We start from the raw sequence: 15,745 nt of genomic DNA, 5'->3' as shown, positions 1-15,745 counted from the left end.
CAGTTTCATGCGACCCTGATATCGCTTTTATTCGGCCGCAAAAAAGGGACTGCCCTTTCGGCAGCCCCCTTTTGTTTGCAACATAATTTATTCCCGAGCAATGCAGACTCAACGTTATTTCAGGTTCCGCTCACCCGCCTGACGCGACTTACGCTTGCGCAACCGCTGAACTTCATGCTGCCGTTTATCCGCCAGCTTGATCAGTTTTTCCTGGCAGCCATCCTGCCCTTTGCGCGCGCTCGGGTTGACCAATTTGTACTCGCCGTCCGCATGCAACTCCCAGGCAGTGACCCGATCGTCAAATTGCAGGTCGAGAAACTCCCGGACCTGTTCGCGCAGCGGCCCTTCCGGCACCGGCACCAGGGTTTCAACCCGGTGTTCGAGGTTGCGCTTCATGGCGTCAGCAGAACCGATCAGAAACTCTTCTTCGCCGCCATTGCGGAAATAGAAGACACGTGCGTGCTCAAGGAACTGACCGACGATGGAAAGCACGCGGACATTCTCCGACAAACCGGGCAGTCCGGGCCGCACCCGGCAGCTGTCGCGGACCAGCAGCTCGACCTTCACTCCCGCCTGCGATGCCTGATAAATGGCACGCGCGATATCGATATCCTCAAGTGCGTTCATCTTCATGCGGATCAGGCCGGGCTGGCCGCCCTGATGGACAGTTATTTCCCTTTCCACCTTGTCGAGCAGAGCCCGCTTCAGAATCTTCGGCGCCGGCAGCATCTGAGAGTAGCTGCGCTTGGGGGTAAAACCGGTCGTCAGGTAATTAAACAGCTCGGTCGCATCGCGCCCTACGGCTTTGTCGTACAGGAACATCCCCAGATCGGAGTAGAGTCGCGCGGTTCCCGGGTGATAGTTACCGGTACCGACGTGCACATAGCGGCGCAAACCTTTATAATCCTGGCGTATGACCAGGATCACCTTGGCGTGAGTTTTCAGGCCGACCACGCCGTAGGTGACATGGACGCCCGCCTCTTCCATCCGGCTGGCCAGCTTGATATTGGCCTGCTCATCAAAGCTCGCCTTCAACTCGACAACAGCCGCCACCTGTTTGCCATTCTGTGCCGCGCGGATCAGGTAATCGATAATCCGGCTGTCGGGGTCGGTTCGATAGAGGGTCATCTTGATGCCGCGCACCTTCGGATCGGTGGCCGCTTCGTAAAGAAAACGTTCGACGGACGACGAGAACGACTCATACGGGTGCTGCAGCAGGATCGCTTTCTGATCACGGATGACATGGAAGATGTTGCGATCTTTGCTCAACTGTGGATGATCAATCGGATGGTGCGGTACTTCTTTCAGCTCTGGCAGCTCAAGCCGGTACAGTTCCCAGAGGTCACGCAAGCCGAGCATGCAGTGAGAAACAAAAACATCCCGCTCTTCATCCAGTCCCAGTTCTGAGGCCAGACGCCCGCGGTGCTGCGGCCCCATATCAGGCTCAATCTGAATCCGCACAATCGGCGCAAATTTGCGGTGATGCAGCGCCGTCTCGATCATCTCCATCAGATCGTCAGCGTGCTCTTCCTCTTTACTCGTGTTGGCATTCCGCGTCACGCGGAACAACTCGCAGGAGAGAATTTCCATACCGGGAAAGAGCAAGTCGAGGTTGTGCTCCATCACCTCTTCCAGCAGGACGAATCGGTGACTGTCACCGATCTGCTGAAAGCGGTTGGCTCCAGCCCCAACCGGCACCTTCACCCGAGCCAGAGCCTCTTCCTTTTCTCCCGGGTAACGTAATGACACCAACAGGTTCAGCGAAAGATTTGAAATAAAAGGGAAAGGGTGCGCCGGATCAACCGATTGTGGTGTCACCAGCGGAAAAATGTTGTCATAAAAATCGTCACGCAAAACCGACTGCTCTTCGTCGCTTAACTCAACATAGTGCAGCAGCTCGATCCCCTCTTTCACCAAATCGGCCAGAAGATCATCGAAGACCTTCTCTTTGCGACGAAAATAATTCTGTACGGCCTCACAACATTCATCAACCTGCTGCTGCGGAGTACGTCCATCGACCGTTGTTTCCTGCACATTGGCGGCAACTAGTTGCTTGAAGCCACCGATCCGCTTCATGAAAAACTCGTCCAGGTTAGAGCCGGCAATCGCCAGAAACTTGAGGCGCTCCAATAGCGGCTTACGCTTGTCCGAGGCTTGGAACAGAACCCGGTCGTTGAATTTGAGCCAGGACAGCTCCCGATTAAAGTAGAGGCTAGGGTCGTTCAAATCGATTTTCGGCACCGTCTCCTCACCAGTTCCTGCCGACGCAATTCCGGCTGCTGTCATATGCATTTCCCCATCCTGCTCAGAATCGATAAAATCAATCATTCGCCTACTCCTCAACGTCAGAACTAAAGCATAACTGAGGAATATTAATTGACAAATATGAGCAAAGGATGAGCGTTATCCAACTCGTGCAGTCAAGATTAGCTCACAAAAAAATAACTATTTTTTCTTCTTGCTGCATTTACACTTATCCGCATGCGAATTCTTTTTGCACTTTTCAACGTTGACCGGCTTGCAGACATGACCTTTTTTCTCGACCATGGCACCACATTTTTCGCACTCGAATTTCGCTTTTTTCTGTTTGACCTCGGATTTACCTTTGAGACAGCCCATCGCTGCACCTCCAAAAAAAGTTGCCCAAAATCGTATATACTTTGTTATACCAGAAATAAATACTAACCAAGCTGGTCGCATTTAACAAGGCCGGATCGCAGGACGAGTAGATGAAAGAATCAGTCAGCAGAATTCCATTGACCATCGCCGCTCCGCCGCGACTTGCGGCGATCGACATCGGTACAAACTCCTTCCGCTGCATCGTTGTAGAAGTCGACCCACAGGAAGGTTTTCGCATTCTGGATGACGAAAAAGCGCAGGTGCGCCTCGGCGAAGGTCTGAATAATAGCGGAATTATTTCACCAGAAGCACAGCAGAGGGCGATCGAGGCCCTGCAGCGGATGTGCAAAATCATCTCGGGCCTGGGCGCACAGATGGTCGAGGTTGTCGCTACCAGCGCAGTGCGCAAAGCGAACAACCGCGACCAGTTTATCCGTGCAGTAAAAGATGCAACCGGGCTCGAAATCAAAGTGATCGACGGTGATGTCGAAGCGGATCTGGCGACCCTGAGCGTGCACCACAACTTCGCCATGGAAAAGCAGCGCTTTGCCGTGGCCGACATCGGCGGCGGCAGCGTCGAGATCGTCATCGCCTCGGGGCGCCACACTGAAACTGTTACATCCTTGGAGCTGGGTGCTGTTTTTCTGACGGAAAAATTCATCCACAGCAACCCGCCGAGTGAAGAGGAGCTTAAACAGTTACGCAAATATATCCGCAAATCGCTGAAACAGGCTGGCATCGGTGACGGCCTGCCGGTCAGCTGTCTGGTGGGCTCCGGCGGCACCATGACCAACATCGGTTCGATGGTCATGGCGATGCGTGGCGAAGATTACGAATCGGTGCATCGTTACGAAGTGCTGCACTCCGAGGTCGTCCACCTGCTGGCGATGCTGACGCGAAAAAACCAGAAGGAGCGGCAGAGCATTACCGGCCTCAGCCCCGAACGGGCCGATATCATCATCGCCGGCATGGTCCTGACCGATGAACTGATGCGACGGAGCAAAACCAACCTGCTGCGGATCAACGCCAAAGGCATCCGAGAGGGTTTGATTCTGCAGAGCCTGCAAAAACGGGGGCTGCTGCCGGTCACCAGACAGCCACGCGACTGGCGCAAATCCGTGATTGACTTCGCCCGTTCCTGCCGCTTCGATGAGCAGCATTCAGAGCAGGTCTGTCGACTCGCATGCCAGATCTTCGACACCATCGCCCCGCTGTCCGGTCTGGGCAAAAGAGAGCGCGAGCTGCTTGAAGCCGCTGCCCTGCTGCACGACATCGGCTATTTCATCAGCTACCACCAACACCACAAACACAGCTACCACCTGATTCGCCACGCCAACCTGTTCGGCTTCACTCCGCGCGAGCGTGAGATCATCGCCAACCTGGCCCGCTATCACCGCAAAGCAAAACCGAAAAAAAGCCATAGCAATTTCTGCGTTCTGTCCGAAGAGGATCGGCTGTTGGTGCGACAGCTCGGGGCTGTCCTGCGACTGGCCGACGGCCTTGACCGGCGCCGCAACCGACAAATTTCTGACCTTGACTGCCAACTCGACAAGACCAGCCTATCCCTCACATTAAGCGGCAACAGCGATCTTTCAGTTGAGGCTTATGGCGCTGAAACCAAAGGAGATCTATTCAGCGATGTTTTCGGTTACCGGATAAAGGTGAAAACGGTGACCGTGCAATGAAAAAACTGACCTTGATCCGGCACGCCAAGTCGGACTGGCATTCCAGTGCAAACACCGATTTCGATCGGCCGCTCAACGAACGGGGCAAAAAAGCTGCGTCACTGATGGGCAAACGGCTGGCTGAACGTGGCTGCGCCCCCGAACTGATCATCAGCAGCCCGGCCAGACGCGCCCGGCAGACGGCCAAGCGGATCGCCAAACAGATCGGCTACGCTGCAGGCGATATCGTTTTCCGCGAGCAGATTTACGATGCCGAACTGGCAACCCTGCTCGAACTGATCCAGCAACTTGATGACAGGTACGACGACATTATCCTGATCGGCCACAATCCCGGCTTTTCCGAGCTGGGAGAGTGGTTCACCGACGATGCCCCGGAATGGCTGCCTACCTGTGGAATATTGGAGTTGGAACTCGCCTGCGACCTCTGGGCTGTGACCACGGAAGGCTGTGCCCAGTTGGTTCGATACGACTACCCCAAAAAACCATTTTGAGACGGGAACGGTAACTCTCTTGTCAGAGACATGAATGCCCTAGCAAAGGTGATTTTTATGCGAATATTCCTAATTTCAAGCGTCTTCATTCCCCTGTTGTTCAGCGGCGTTGCAATCGGCTCTGGCGTCGATGAAGGCAAACGCCTTTTTCATGACACCACTCTCGGCAGTAGTGGAAAAAGTTGCGCCAGCTGTCACAAAAACGGCAGCGGCCTGGATAGGGCCGGAGAATACTCTCCTGAAATGCTACAGGAATTTATGAACTTCTGCATTCGCGACGCCCTCAAAGGCAAACTGCTGCCACCGACCGACCCAAGATTGGCCGCGCTGGAAAAATACGTACGGACATTTTACAAGAAAAAATAATTAGCAGGCTGACAATAGCTGCATCACATCGGCCCCCGAAAAGGCTTTTCGGGGGCCGATGTGCTATCCGAAGAGCACTGCCCCGACTGTTCCAAAGACAACATCGTACAACGACCAACAAGCCGGAAATGTCAGCTTTCCTCAGAGACTGTTCTTCTTGTTTATAAGCCTTTATTTAGCACGAAAAACTTTAGCCCAACTGCTCACCCACAAATAATCTCCCTGCAAAGTTTCGTTAACACAACTCCTCAATACTTCAACACGCTATAGCATCCCGCAAGGGAAGAGTCCGGACTTTGCAAAGAAGCAGAGCAAACAGCAGCAGCCAACCCACAAATTTTAAATGACTAACGGAGGATGAAGTGAAGAAAGCAGCAATAAAGAAGATTGCCGTGGCGGCATCGATGTTCATCGCCATGGGAGCAGCCAGCGCAACGGCTGGCGAGTATCAGGCCGGTGACTTCCACCAGCACAGCCTTTACACCGATGGCAGCTACCCGTTCATGCAGGTCATGGCTGAAAATGCCAACTACGGCCTCGACTGGTGGGCCAACTCCGAGCACGGCGGCGAGCGTAACCGTGACGGCAATGGCAACTACTGGGATGATACATCTGTTTATCCGATCAATCCGATCCTCGGCGATGCCGAGTACAGCGGCGGTCACCAGGAAATGTGGCGCTGGCAAAGCCTTCGCGACTTTGTCTACCCGGACATCAAGATGACCCGCGAAAACTACCCGGACAAGACCGTTATCAGCGGTCTTGAGCAGAATGTTCCGGGCCACGAGCACTGCTCCACTGCGATCCACCAGTATGACGGCACTGCCACCGCCATCAGCGAATTCGAATATCGCTTCGACCGCAGCGATGACGACACCAGCCGTGATGGCGAAATCGGGCTTTTGGGCGACGTTCTGAGCAAAACCAACGACGACAAAGAGGATGCAATCCTCGGCGTCAAGTGGATGCAAGCAATGAAAGACCAAGGTCTCGGTGATGCCTGGGTGGTTCCAGCTCACGTCGAGCGCGCATGGTCTTACCTGATCGAAGACTTCCGCAACTGGATGGACGCCGGCCCTGACGTCGCCATCGGTTTCGAAGGAGCTCCGGGGCACCAGACTTCCGGCGATCGTGGCTTCAGCCGTGGCTCCCTCGGTGGCGGCACTTACGGCGGTACCGGTTTCTTCGTTTCCCAGGTCGGCGGTCTCTGGGACGGCCTGCTGGCTGAAGGTCGCAAATTCTACAACTTCGCCAGCTCCGACTACCACAACCACTGGTCGACCGGCGGTTCCGACTTCTGGCCGGGCGAGTACCAGAAGAACTACACTTACATCGATACCGATGCTGAAGATAAAATTCAGGCCGTATTCGACGGCAACCGCTCCGGTAACTCCTGGAACGTACAAGGTGACCTGATCGACGAATTGGAGTTCACCGCGCAAAGCAAGCACAACAAGGCAATGATGGGCGAAACTCTGGTCGTTAAAAAGGGTGACCTGATCAAGATCAAGATTAAAGTTCATGATCCGGCGGAAGCCAACAACTGCCCATTCGATTTCGAAAATCCGTCCCTGGCTCAGATCGGCATTTCGCAACCACTCAACAAGCCGGTACTCGACCACATCGACCTGATCGCTGCGACCGTTACCGGTAACGTGCCGATGAGCAACGCAGAGGACGTTGTCGCCACCGATTATCAAACCGATGCAAAAGTCATCGCCACCTTCGAGCGCCGCGGTGGCATCGACAAAGATGGTTACATGACCTTCGTCACCAAGCTGAAAGCCGACCAGCCGATGTTCGTCCGCCTGCGTGGCACCAACATGCCTGCTGGTGTTCCGTTTGAAACCGATGAAGCTGGCAACCCCCTGGCTGACTACGAAGCGAGCGATGCACTCTACGCCACCATGGACGCTGAGGAACTGGAAGCCAAGCTGATCGAAGGCACCACCATTGCCACCAACAGCAAGCTCGACGAAGTTGCTGAGGCCTATGCTGACCTTTGGTTCTACAGCAACCCGATCTTCATCGACGTTGTCGACAAAGACCGAAAGCACAAGCACCACAAACACCACAAAAAATAAGCGGTTTTATTTGCAATTTTTGAGGGGGCCACGTGCCCCCTCATTTTTCTTTCTGCAGGGAATCAGACTATGTCATACCGGGTTTTGCTCTACCTGTTGTTTTTTCTCTCCGGGGTCGCCGGCCTCGGCTATGAAATTCTCTGGACACGGATGCTCTCGGTCGGCCTCGGCCACGAGATCATCAGCATGTTGGCCGTGGTCAGCGCCTTTTTCAGCGGTATCGCCCTCGGCGCATGGGGCTTCGATCACCCAGTCAGTCGCAGTAAAAATCCGGCCCGCTGGTATGCTGCGTTTGAACTGGCAATCGGTGTTTGGGCAATCCTCCTGGTCTTCATCCTGCCCTCGGCCACCCCCGCTATCTCCAGCTTGATCGGCATTTCTCCTGCTCCTCTCTGGCACTGGTCCCTCGCGTTCGGTTACCCCTTCCTGCTCCTGCTGCCGGCCACAGCGGCCATGGGCGGGACCCTGCCGGCAATGGATCGCTTTTTCACTCGCCTACAGCAGGGAGAGCGGGTCGCCGGTCTGTACAGCGTCAATACCCTGGGAGCTATGGCAGGAACTTTCTTGGTCACCTTCTGGTTGCTGCCAGCCATGGGGATGACATCCACGTCTCTTCTGCTGGCACTGCTGAATATCTGCGGGGCGCTGGCGGTTCTCTGGGTAAAACAGAAGGCACCCACAACCAATATCGATATGACCTCGGAGCAAACGCCAACATCATCTATACGCCTTTATACTGTTCTGCTGATAACCGGCCTGCTGGGGATCGGATTCGAAGTGATCATGGTTCGAGCGCTTAGCCAGATTCTCGAAAATACAGTTTTCTCTTTTGCCGGCATGCTGCTGACGTACCTGTTCTGAACCGCTTGTGGAGCGGCCCTCTACCAACGCCGGCAGCATAAGCTCGAATTGGACAAAGGCCTGGTATTCCTGCTCACCGGTACAGCTCTGGGTTGCCTGACAAGCATCTACCTGCTGCGCTTCATACCTCGGCTTTTTTCAGCACTGCAAAGTTTTATCGGTGATGGATTCGGCAGCGCTATTTCCGCGGAACTGCTGATCGCCCTCTGTGTTTTCCTGCTACCGACTCTGTTCATGGGAGCGACCTTCAGCCACCTGGCACAGCATCTGCGCTGCGCGGATGGCGGTGTTGGCCGGGCCCTCTGCCTGAACACCCTCGGCGGTGCCCTGGCGCCACCGCTGTTCGGCGTTTTGCTACTCCCCCTGCTGGGCCTGAAAATTATCCTGCTGCTGATCGCTGTCGGTTACCTGCTCCTGTTGCCCCGCCTTTTCCGCAACCTTCTGCCTTTGACCGCAACAGCAATAGCAGCTGTCGCGCTGCTTCTGGTCAGTCCCTTCGACTACCGTTTAGTCGACATGCCGGAAGGGAACAGCATCATCTCTCATCAGGATGGAGTGATGGCCTCGGTAACGGTCGTGAAAGATCAACAGGAGGGTTTACATCTGAAAGTCAACAACCGTTTCCAGATGGGTGGTACCGGATCGATCTATTCCGATCTGCGCCAGGCCCAGATCCCGCTGATTCTGCATAAGAAGCCGCAATCAGCGCTGTTTCTCGGGCTCGGCACCGGGATGACTTTTGCCGGAGCAGCGAATTACCCTGATTTACAGGCCGACGGGGTAGAACTGATCCCTGAAGTGATCGAAGCGATCCCCTACTTCAAAAAGGCAAACGAGGAGATCAGCAAGGCTGAGAACCTGAAAATCATCGCAGCAGATGCCCGGCGCTATGTCTCTGCGAGCGAGAAAAAATACGACGTCGTGGTTGCCGACCTGTTCCATCCGGCTCGTGACGGGGCGGGCTATCTTTACACGATCGAGCATTTCGCAGCGGTGAAAAACCGGCTCAATCAGGAAGGGCTTTTCTGCCAATGGCTACCGCTCTACCAACTCGACACCGACACCCTGAAAATCATCATGCGCAGCTTCCTGGAAGTCTTTCCCAATAGTCAGGCTTACCTGGCACATTTCAGCCTGCAACAGCCGATCATCGGCCTGATCGGTGCAAATGAAAAGCTGCGATACCCGGAGCGCTGGTTCCGCGACAAAATGCAGGACCCGGCTATCAGAGAAAAAGTTTTGCCATTGCGATTTGACAGTTACTACAGTCTGTTTGGTACCTTCCTCGCCGGCAGTGAGCAGCTCAGAACCTTCTGTGCCGACAGCCCACTGAATACTGACGATCACCCCCTGGTGCTGTTCCGGGCACCGGCTTTTGTCTACTCGGAGCAAAAACCAGTGCAGGATCGTCTTGTCGCGCTGGTCGAAAAACTCTCACCCGCTGATCCCGAAGAGATCGTGGCTGAATACGTCACGGAAGAAGATTACCTGGCACCGGAAAGGCTGAGTGCCTACTGGGTGGCAAGAAACAATTTTTTGCGGGCAGGGATGGAGATCGAACAGACAACAGATGTCAGGAAACTATATGAATCGGCGCGGAAACCTTTGCTTAATGTCGTGCGCGAAAGCAGGGATTTTTCCGCCGCTTATTTCCCGCTACTGTCGATAGCTTACGAGATCTACCCAATCGATCAGGACGCGTCTTACCAGCTGCTGACAGATCTGGTGCGCGCCAACCCGATGCGCCGGGAGGCCTACATGCTGAGATCAAAACTTTTCAGCAGCACTAATTGACAGATTTTAGCCGTTTGAGTTAGCAGACAGTAAAATCGTTGCGGGTCGTAACCTTTTCCCTGCCGCACAAAATAACATATTTAACCTTAAAGAAGAGACAGTTTGCGATACAGAATTCTTGACTATAAAGCTAAATAATTATATATTGGCACTATCTTCCAACCATTTTGAGGATATTGCCGATGAAACAAATTCTGGCGACAGCCATCTTCCTCGTCACTCTTTTTCTCGCCGGTTGCGGCGGTGAAAAGTATGGCGCCGGTGTCGATCACGATGCGCAAAAGGTTCAGGTCAAGGACGTCTTCCTGCAGCCGCAGTTAATCGGCCAGAAGGTCCAGCTTGAGGGCAACATCGTCACTCAATGCCAATCGAACGGCTGCTGGTTTTTCCTTCATGACGGCAGTGGACAGATCTATATCGACCTTGCCAAAAACCAGTTCACCCTGCCATCTCTGCCGGGCAGGCAAGTCAGTGTCAGTGGCGTCGTTTCCAGAGAAAAACAGAGCCTTTACCTTGTCGCTGACGGAGTCGAAGTGAAATGAGCGGCTTTCTGAATCTTTCCTGGCAGAACCTGCTACGGCATCGCACCCGCAGTATTCTGACCATGCTTGGCATGGCCGCCTCGGTCGGCGTGCTGTTCTCGGTGCTCTCCTTCAACCAGGGCTTCAACCAGGGACTGGAAACAGAGCTCGAACGAACCGGGCTGCACTTCATGATCGTTCCTTCCGGCTGCGCTCACGAGGTCGCCTCACTGGTTCTGCACGGGGCGGTGATTCCCAAGTTTCTCGATACCAAGGTGATGCAGCATGTTCGCTCCACCAGTGGCATAAGCTTGGCGACACCGATCCTGGTCGCCCAGTTGCCCGATCCACAGCGAGGCAAGATCGACCTGATTTACGGCGTCGACATGGCTGCGCTGTCAGCGATCAAACCGGGATGGCAGATCGACGGCAAAACTCCCACGCAAGAGAACGAAGTCCTGCTCGGGTATGAAGTTGCCCAACATGAAAAATTGCAGCCTGGAGATACCCTCAGAACAACCGAAGACGGCAGAACACTGATTGTCGGCGGGATTGTCAACCTGACCGGCAGTCAGGATGACGCCTTTGTCTACCTGCCGATCGAAACCGCGCAAGCGCTGCTCGATCACCCTTCGGCAGCGACCGCTATCGGTGTCAAGGTCGATGATCCGTCCAAAATGGTTGAAATTATCGAATCGCTGTCAGCCGCTGTTCCCGGCATCCAGATCGTGACCATGGGCGAGGTGATGAACTCGATCTCCAACCTGGCCGCTTCGGCCAAAGCACTGAGCCTGTCGATTGTGCTGATCGCAATCCTGATCAGTGCCGTCGGCGTGATGAACTCGATCCTGATGGCGGTTTTCGAGCGCACCCAGGAGATCGGCATGATGCGCGCGGTCGGAGCTTCGCGCTTCGACATCTTCCGCATCATCCTCGAAGAAACGACAATCATTGCTCTGGTCGGCGGGCTGATCGGCATTTTCCTCTCGGTGCTCGGCTCGCGCCTGATCGAAACCTTTGTCCGCTCGGTGGTGCCCTATGTTCCATCTGGCGAGCTGATCAGCTTCGACCCGAAAATTGCCGCGGGCAGCGTGCTGTTCATCTTTATCATCGGTATTGCTGCCGGGGTTTACCCGGCCTGGAAAGCTGCGAAAATTAATCCTATCGAGGCGATTAAAGGATGATTGAACTCAAACAGATCGAAAAAAACTACCGCAGGGGGGCCGAGGAGGTCCACGCGTTACGCGGCGTCGATCTCAGTATTGCTGCTGGTGAGCTGCTGGCGATCACCGGTCCTTCGGGAGCGGGTAAAACCACCCTGCTGCACATCCTCGGCTGCCTCGACCAACCGAGCAAGGGAGAGGTTCTGTTCGATGGCGTAAAAGCCTCCAGTCTAGCGGAAAACAAATTGGTGAAACTGAGGCGTGAGAAAATCGGCTTTGTTTTTCAGCAATTCTATTTGATCCCGCGCCTCAGCGTGTTCGACAACATTGCACTGCCGCTGCTGTTCAGCAAAAAATCGGCAGATCGCAACAAAATTCTTGAACTGGCTGCACTGGTCGGTCTCGAGCACCGGCTCGATCATTCGCCGGCCCAACTCAGCGGCGGGGAGATGCAACGCACAGCCATCGCGCGAGGCCTGGTGAATGGGCCCGAGATCCTGCTGGCTGACGAGCCGACCGGCAACCTCGATACCGAAAACAGCGAGAAGATTTACAAGATCCTGCGCAGCCTCAGCGAAAACGGGCTGACAACAGTCATGATTACGCACAACCCGGAACTTGCTGCCCGCGCTGAAAGGGCTATCCAGATTCGAGACGGGCTGATTCATTCATAACCAACAACTTCCTAGTTCAACATAAAAACGGCCCCTGAAATCAGGGGCCGTTTTATTACTTTTTCTTCTTCTTATCAGACTTTTTATCCTTTTTATCCTTAACGGATTTTTTGACTTTTTTATCCGGCTTGTCATCTTTTTTCTTTTTCGCCGGTTTATCTGTTTTTTTCTTTTTAACTGGCTTTTCTTCCTTCTTCGCCTTCTTTTCTTTCGGCTTGTCTTTTTTCTTTTCCTTTATCTTTTCTTTCGATTTCTTTTTATCGGCTTTTTTCGCCGGTTTCGTTTCGGCTTTTTCCTTCGTTGCAGCCTTCTCCACCGTTTTCGCCGCTTCTGTAACCGGCGCCGCTTCCGCAGACAGCAGAGACTTGGCAGCATCAATCACCCGGGCAGCCCTGATTTCGCTGAAAGTCTTGATCGAGGCAACCTGGCGCAAAGTCTGTGTCGCCAGCTCTTCAGCAGTAGTGATCCCATTTTCGGCCAGAATAGTTGCGGTTGCGGGGCCGATGCCGCTAACCTCTGTAATTGGTGTCGCCATGAGTGTCCTCCTGTCGTGAATATCTATGCGTTCCCGTTAGTTTGTAAAAACTGCTTGATAAAGCGGCGGATCTCCCGCGCAGCACTGGTATCCAATTCTTCGCAGAGGTCAACGAACTGGTCACGCTGCTCACCGTTAATGCGGATCACCAGCTGACTGTCTTTTTTAGTTTTCTTGCTTTTTTTTTCTTCCATCATCCCTCCAGCTTGCTTTCGATTTCTTTCCACAAAGCGAAATAGGATTTATTCGCCAGTCGCCCGCGAGCAAAAATATCAATCGGCGCGCGGTATTTCCCCATCTTTTCGACATCAGTCGAATAAGGGATGGCGTGCTTGAGGAAATACTTATAGCGCTTGCGCATAGCTGTGGCAGTTTCCCGGTGTAGTTGTTTGCGCCCATCCGCCATGGTGAAAAACGGCAACAGCTTTTTGCGGCTGTAATCCTGCTGCTTGAAAAATTTGAGCAACTGCTCGAAGGTGCGCTCGGAAAGTGTGGTCGGAATCACCGGAACCAGCACGATATCGGACGCGTTGAAGATATTCTCCGCCAGACGACTGATGGTTGGGGGACAATCGAGAATAATCAAGTCGTACTCTTTTTTCAGTCCTTTGAGAGCCTGGCTGAGTCGATTCTTGCGCTTGCCGATTTCATCAAGGAGGATATCGAAATTACGGAACGACAGGTGCGCCGGGACCACATCGAGGTTCTTGTAATCGCTCTCTTTCACCTGCTTGAGAACTTCCCCGTAAGCTTTCAGCAGGCGCTTGCCCCAGTTCTTTTTGACCGGTGATTTAACACGAAAATAGAAGGATGACGCCCCCTGCGAGTCGAGGTCGAGCAGCAACGTACGATAACCGGATTTGGCCGCCCAGTAGGCCAGGTTGACTGCCGAGGCGGTCTTGCCGACGCCCCCTTTGATACTGTAACAGGCAAGAACTTTCATCAGGATGACTCCTCGTCACTCAGGGCAAAAATTTGTTGGAATTCGTCTCTGACCCCGGGCGCGGTAAACTTGTCGATATTGGCTACAACCAGACTGCGTTCATGCAGCTGCTTATTGAACAGCACCGCTGTCAGGCCATTGATGCTGGCCAGCTGCTCTGCAGAAATGGTTTTGCCGATTCCAAGTCCGCTCAAAAACTCGCGCTGAACGGAAAAATCGTTGAAACGGCCGAGGTTGTCCTGCAGGCCTTTAAGGTGACGAATCAGCTGTTTGACCTTTTTCTTGCCGAACAGCTCGCTGAAAAGCTCCAGCAGATAGCGCAGCTTTTTGCATTCGATGCGCAAGTCATGCACCGCTTCGTCCGGCGTCTGCTCATCAATGATATCGCCATTGGCGCAGATCCGCTGGTACTGGGCCAGTACTTTTTTAGCGACCAACTGCTGGATTGGCATCTGAGACTGCTTGCTGAGCCAATCCGGCTCGGTATCGAACAATTCAAACAGGTGATCGACTTCGGCTTGATAGGCATCGTCCTGCAGCGAGGCAACAACCTTCTTCAACGCCATCGTCCGCCGTCGTTTGATCCGGGTGAAAACCTGCGTCATGCCAGTTTGCAGTTCAGCTGGCAGCATCTCACGGTAATAATCTTCATCGAGCAGGAAAACATCAAGGTCACGCAGGTCGTTAGTGCGGCTTCCAAGGACCTTAAGTTCGGTTTTGAGAGCCTGTAACCGCTCGCTCGACAATGTCTTTTTGAACAAGCTGATCAACGACCGGCTTTTGCGGATATTAACCCGGTACTGGTGCACGAACTCGGTGTCGATATCTTCAACAATCCCCTGCTCGTACTGCCGCGCCGTCACCAGCATCCGCTTTGCCATTTTGCAGATCGCCGCTTCCGCCGGCTCTGCAGGGTTGAGAAGAAAGCTGTCTTTTTCATCAGGGGGATCAATATGCAATCCGCCGGCAAGCAGCAGGGTCCTGAGATCAAACGACTCAACCTCGACCGACGATAGCAGAGACAGCGCTTGGAGGGTGACGGTGTAATCGTCTCCATAACCGCGCAATGGAGAGATCTCGGCAAAAGTGCTGCTCGGCAAATTCTCTCCATTGAGGGTCAGAAGCTTGACCCGGGTGACGATTTTTTCGTCGGAGTTGATGATGGCAAGGGGCTCACTGATCAGGCGACATTCCGCTTTCGGGACAAAAGCATGCAGATCGAGAAGTTCACGGAGGTGGTCACTCAGAGCACCGGAAGGAAGTTGCCACCAGAAACGGTTTTCAGGCGAATAAGGAACTGTAGGGATTTCTTTTGCGATCGACAAATTCAGCAGTCCCTGCTGCGGATCGGCAGTCAGCAAACCACCTGATTGCCAGATATGCCAGTGAAAATCGTCCAGCACAATCAGTCCCCGACTGCTCTTCTCGAGAACACGGCAACGCAGTTTTTTCGGCAAAGCCTGCTCTATTTCGGCAGGGGTCACAGCTGTTGTGAATTTCCAATAAGTCGCTGAAGTCATGTGGCCTCTGAAAATTGTCGGCAGAACATCAACAAAAAGATACACAAAGATTTAGCTGCATAAACGGGAAAATACAATAAAGGCACTACGCGCTATACGTAATGCCCTTATTGATGAGGCTACAAAATTGCGACCTCCCCTGAACTGGAATCAGGCTTTTTTCAGAGCTTTCTTAAGCTTCTTCAGTTTGCCTTCCTGCTTGGCGATTTTGGCTTTTCTAGCTTTGATTTCTTTTTTCAGTGCTTTTGCTTTTGCCTTGGCCATCGTTTTTCCTCCTTTTACGGGGTGACTGCGAACCACACAGAAGTGCGTGGCTTGATATACATTGTATATACATCGGCCAGTCACAAAATCAAGGCTGCGTTAAAAAACTAATTTCACGAGGAAATAGCTCCTCACATTGTAAGTATAAAGTGTCAAATGTTTTTATTTGCACACTGCTGGAAACCTGACATAATTGCAATTTGACATTTCTAATCTGGGATAAGT

Annotated in this window: 15 protein-coding genes and 1 pseudogene; 9 read left to right on the top strand and 7 right to left on the bottom strand. The window is 53.3% G+C overall.

What is annotated here, in order from left to right; all coding sequences use genetic code 11:
- Positions 1 to 114 precede the first annotated feature (114 nt).
- Together ppk1 and BUB13_RS18915 are read right to left on the bottom strand one after the other, a co-directional pair.
- Entirely contained in the window at positions 115 to 2,286 is a 2,172-nt protein-coding gene (gene ppk1 / locus BUB13_RS07755; RefSeq protein ID WP_425269182.1) for a polyphosphate kinase 1, read from the bottom strand.
- Positions 2,287 to 2,445: 159 nt separating this feature from the next.
- On the bottom strand, positions 2,446 to 2,619 hold the full coding sequence (locus tag BUB13_RS18915) for a hypothetical protein (protein ID WP_153305033.1): 174 nt from the start codon (positions 2,617 to 2,619) through the stop codon (positions 2,446 to 2,448).
- Positions 2,620 to 2,729: 110 nt separating this feature from the next.
- Here BUB13_RS18915 and BUB13_RS07750 point away from each other — a divergent pair, with 110 nt between their 5' ends.
- The 9 genes from BUB13_RS07750 to BUB13_RS07715 all read left to right on the top strand — a co-directional run bounded on the left by BUB13_RS07750 (position 2,730) and on the right by BUB13_RS07715 (position 12,258).
- Positions 2,730 to 4,304 carry a Ppx/GppA phosphatase family protein gene (locus tag BUB13_RS07750; protein WP_072907542.1) on the top strand — a complete coding sequence of 525 codons (1,575 nt, stop codon included), beginning with the start codon at positions 2,730 to 2,732 and terminating at the stop codon, positions 4,302 to 4,304.
- Positions 4,301 to 4,795 (top strand): SixA phosphatase family protein, encoded by a 495-nt coding sequence (locus BUB13_RS07745; RefSeq protein ID WP_072907540.1) that lies wholly within the window; start codon positions 4,301 to 4,303, stop codon positions 4,793 to 4,795. The genes BUB13_RS07750 and BUB13_RS07745 overlap by 4 nt, the downstream gene beginning before the upstream one ends.
- Before the next feature lie 57 nt (positions 4,796 to 4,852).
- The gene (locus tag BUB13_RS07740; RefSeq protein ID WP_084091864.1) at positions 4,853 to 5,161 is read left to right on the top strand and encodes a hypothetical protein; all 309 of its coding nucleotides are present in this window, start codon (positions 4,853 to 4,855) and stop codon (positions 5,159 to 5,161) included.
- 362 nt (positions 5,162 to 5,523) lie between these two features.
- The gene (locus tag BUB13_RS07735) at positions 5,524 to 7,245 is read left to right on the top strand and encodes a CehA/McbA family metallohydrolase domain-containing protein (RefSeq protein ID WP_084091862.1); all 1,722 of its coding nucleotides are present in this window, start codon (positions 5,524 to 5,526) and stop codon (positions 7,243 to 7,245) included.
- 69 nt (positions 7,246 to 7,314) lie between these two features.
- On the top strand, positions 7,315 to 8,106 hold the full coding sequence (locus BUB13_RS18520) for a spermidine synthase family protein (protein WP_084091860.1): 792 nt from the start codon (positions 7,315 to 7,317) through the stop codon (positions 8,104 to 8,106).
- A 48-nt stretch (positions 8,107 to 8,154) separates the two neighbouring features.
- Positions 8,155 to 9,900 carry a spermine/spermidine synthase domain-containing protein gene (locus tag BUB13_RS07730; protein WP_084091858.1) on the top strand — a complete coding sequence of 582 codons (1,746 nt, stop codon included), beginning with the start codon at positions 8,155 to 8,157 and terminating at the stop codon, positions 9,898 to 9,900.
- A 182-nt stretch (positions 9,901 to 10,082) separates the two neighbouring features.
- Positions 10,083 to 10,442 (top strand): hypothetical protein, encoded by a 360-nt coding sequence (locus BUB13_RS07725; RefSeq protein ID WP_072907538.1) that lies wholly within the window; start codon positions 10,083 to 10,085, stop codon positions 10,440 to 10,442.
- The gene (locus tag BUB13_RS07720) at positions 10,439 to 11,605 is read left to right on the top strand and encodes an ABC transporter permease (RefSeq protein WP_072907536.1); all 1,167 of its coding nucleotides are present in this window, start codon (positions 10,439 to 10,441) and stop codon (positions 11,603 to 11,605) included. The genes BUB13_RS07725 and BUB13_RS07720 overlap by 4 nt, the downstream gene beginning before the upstream one ends.
- Positions 11,602 to 12,258 carry an ABC transporter ATP-binding protein gene (locus BUB13_RS07715; RefSeq protein ID WP_072907534.1) on the top strand — a complete coding sequence of 219 codons (657 nt, stop codon included), beginning with the start codon at positions 11,602 to 11,604 and terminating at the stop codon, positions 12,256 to 12,258. Before BUB13_RS07720 ends, BUB13_RS07715 begins: the two co-directional genes overlap by 4 nt.
- A gap of 55 nt (positions 12,259 to 12,313) precedes the next feature.
- Here BUB13_RS07715 and BUB13_RS07710 read toward each other — a convergent pair whose 3' ends face one another.
- The 5 genes and pseudogenes from BUB13_RS07710 to BUB13_RS07700 form a co-directional block, all read right to left on the bottom strand.
- Complete coding sequence (locus BUB13_RS07710; RefSeq protein WP_244151848.1) at positions 12,314 to 12,640, bottom strand: hypothetical protein; 327 nt, start codon at positions 12,638 to 12,640, stop codon at positions 12,314 to 12,316.
- 42 nt (positions 12,641 to 12,682) lie between these two features.
- Positions 12,683 to 12,793 (bottom strand): annotated as a pseudogene (locus BUB13_RS19505) (helix-hairpin-helix domain-containing protein); the annotation flags it as partial.
- A gap of 23 nt (positions 12,794 to 12,816) precedes the next feature.
- Entirely contained in the window at positions 12,817 to 12,987 is a 171-nt protein-coding gene (locus tag BUB13_RS19045; protein ID WP_167366808.1) for a hypothetical protein, read from the bottom strand.
- A complete protein-coding gene (locus BUB13_RS07705) occupies positions 12,987 to 13,736 on the bottom strand; it encodes a ParA family protein (protein ID WP_072907530.1) in 750 nt (249 codons plus the stop codon). Before BUB13_RS07705 ends, BUB13_RS19045 begins: the two co-directional genes overlap by 1 nt.
- Entirely contained in the window at positions 13,736 to 15,256 is a 1,521-nt protein-coding gene (locus BUB13_RS07700; protein WP_139249330.1) for a CHAD domain-containing protein, read from the bottom strand. The genes BUB13_RS07705 and BUB13_RS07700 overlap by 1 nt, the downstream gene beginning before the upstream one ends.
- Positions 15,257 to 15,745 lie beyond the last annotated feature (489 nt).

Source organism: Malonomonas rubra DSM 5091, assembly GCF_900142125.1.
GTDB classification, from domain to species: domain Bacteria; phylum Desulfobacterota; class Desulfuromonadia; order Desulfuromonadales; family Geopsychrobacteraceae; genus Malonomonas; species Malonomonas rubra.
The sequence above is the reverse complement of the archived record's forward strand: the minus strand, read 5'-3'. Positions and strand labels throughout refer to the sequence as shown.

Bases quoted from the DNA above. Each gene is read 5' to 3' on its own strand.
- BUB13_RS19045 (WP_167366808.1), bottom strand. From the start codon at position 12,987: ATGGAAGAAAAAAAAAGCAAGAAAACTAAAAAAGACAGTCAGCTGGTG.
- ppk1 (WP_425269182.1), bottom strand. From the start codon at position 2,286: ATGACAGCAGCCGGAATTGCGTCGGCAGGAACTGGTGAGGAGACGGTG.
- BUB13_RS07715 (WP_072907534.1), top strand. From the start codon at position 11,602: ATGATTGAACTCAAACAGATCGAAAAAAACTACCGCAGGGGGGCCGAG.
- BUB13_RS07725 (WP_072907538.1), top strand. From the start codon at position 10,083: ATGAAACAAATTCTGGCGACAGCCATCTTCCTCGTCACTCTTTTTCTC.
- BUB13_RS07750 (WP_072907542.1), top strand. From the start codon at position 2,730: ATGAAAGAATCAGTCAGCAGAATTCCATTGACCATCGCCGCTCCGCCG.
- BUB13_RS07700 (WP_139249330.1), bottom strand. From the start codon at position 15,256: ATGACTTCAGCGACTTATTGGAAATTCACAACAGCTGTGACCCCTGCC.
- BUB13_RS07745 (WP_072907540.1), top strand. From the start codon at position 4,301: ATGAAAAAACTGACCTTGATCCGGCACGCCAAGTCGGACTGGCATTCC.
- BUB13_RS18915 (WP_153305033.1), bottom strand. From the start codon at position 2,619: ATGGGCTGTCTCAAAGGTAAATCCGAGGTCAAACAGAAAAAAGCGAAA.
- BUB13_RS18520 (WP_084091860.1), top strand. From the start codon at position 7,315: ATGTCATACCGGGTTTTGCTCTACCTGTTGTTTTTTCTCTCCGGGGTC.
- BUB13_RS07740 (WP_084091864.1), top strand. From the start codon at position 4,853: ATGCGAATATTCCTAATTTCAAGCGTCTTCATTCCCCTGTTGTTCAGC.
- BUB13_RS07720 (WP_072907536.1), top strand. From the start codon at position 10,439: ATGAGCGGCTTTCTGAATCTTTCCTGGCAGAACCTGCTACGGCATCGC.
- BUB13_RS07705 (WP_072907530.1), bottom strand. From the start codon at position 13,736: ATGAAAGTTCTTGCCTGTTACAGTATCAAAGGGGGCGTCGGCAAGACC.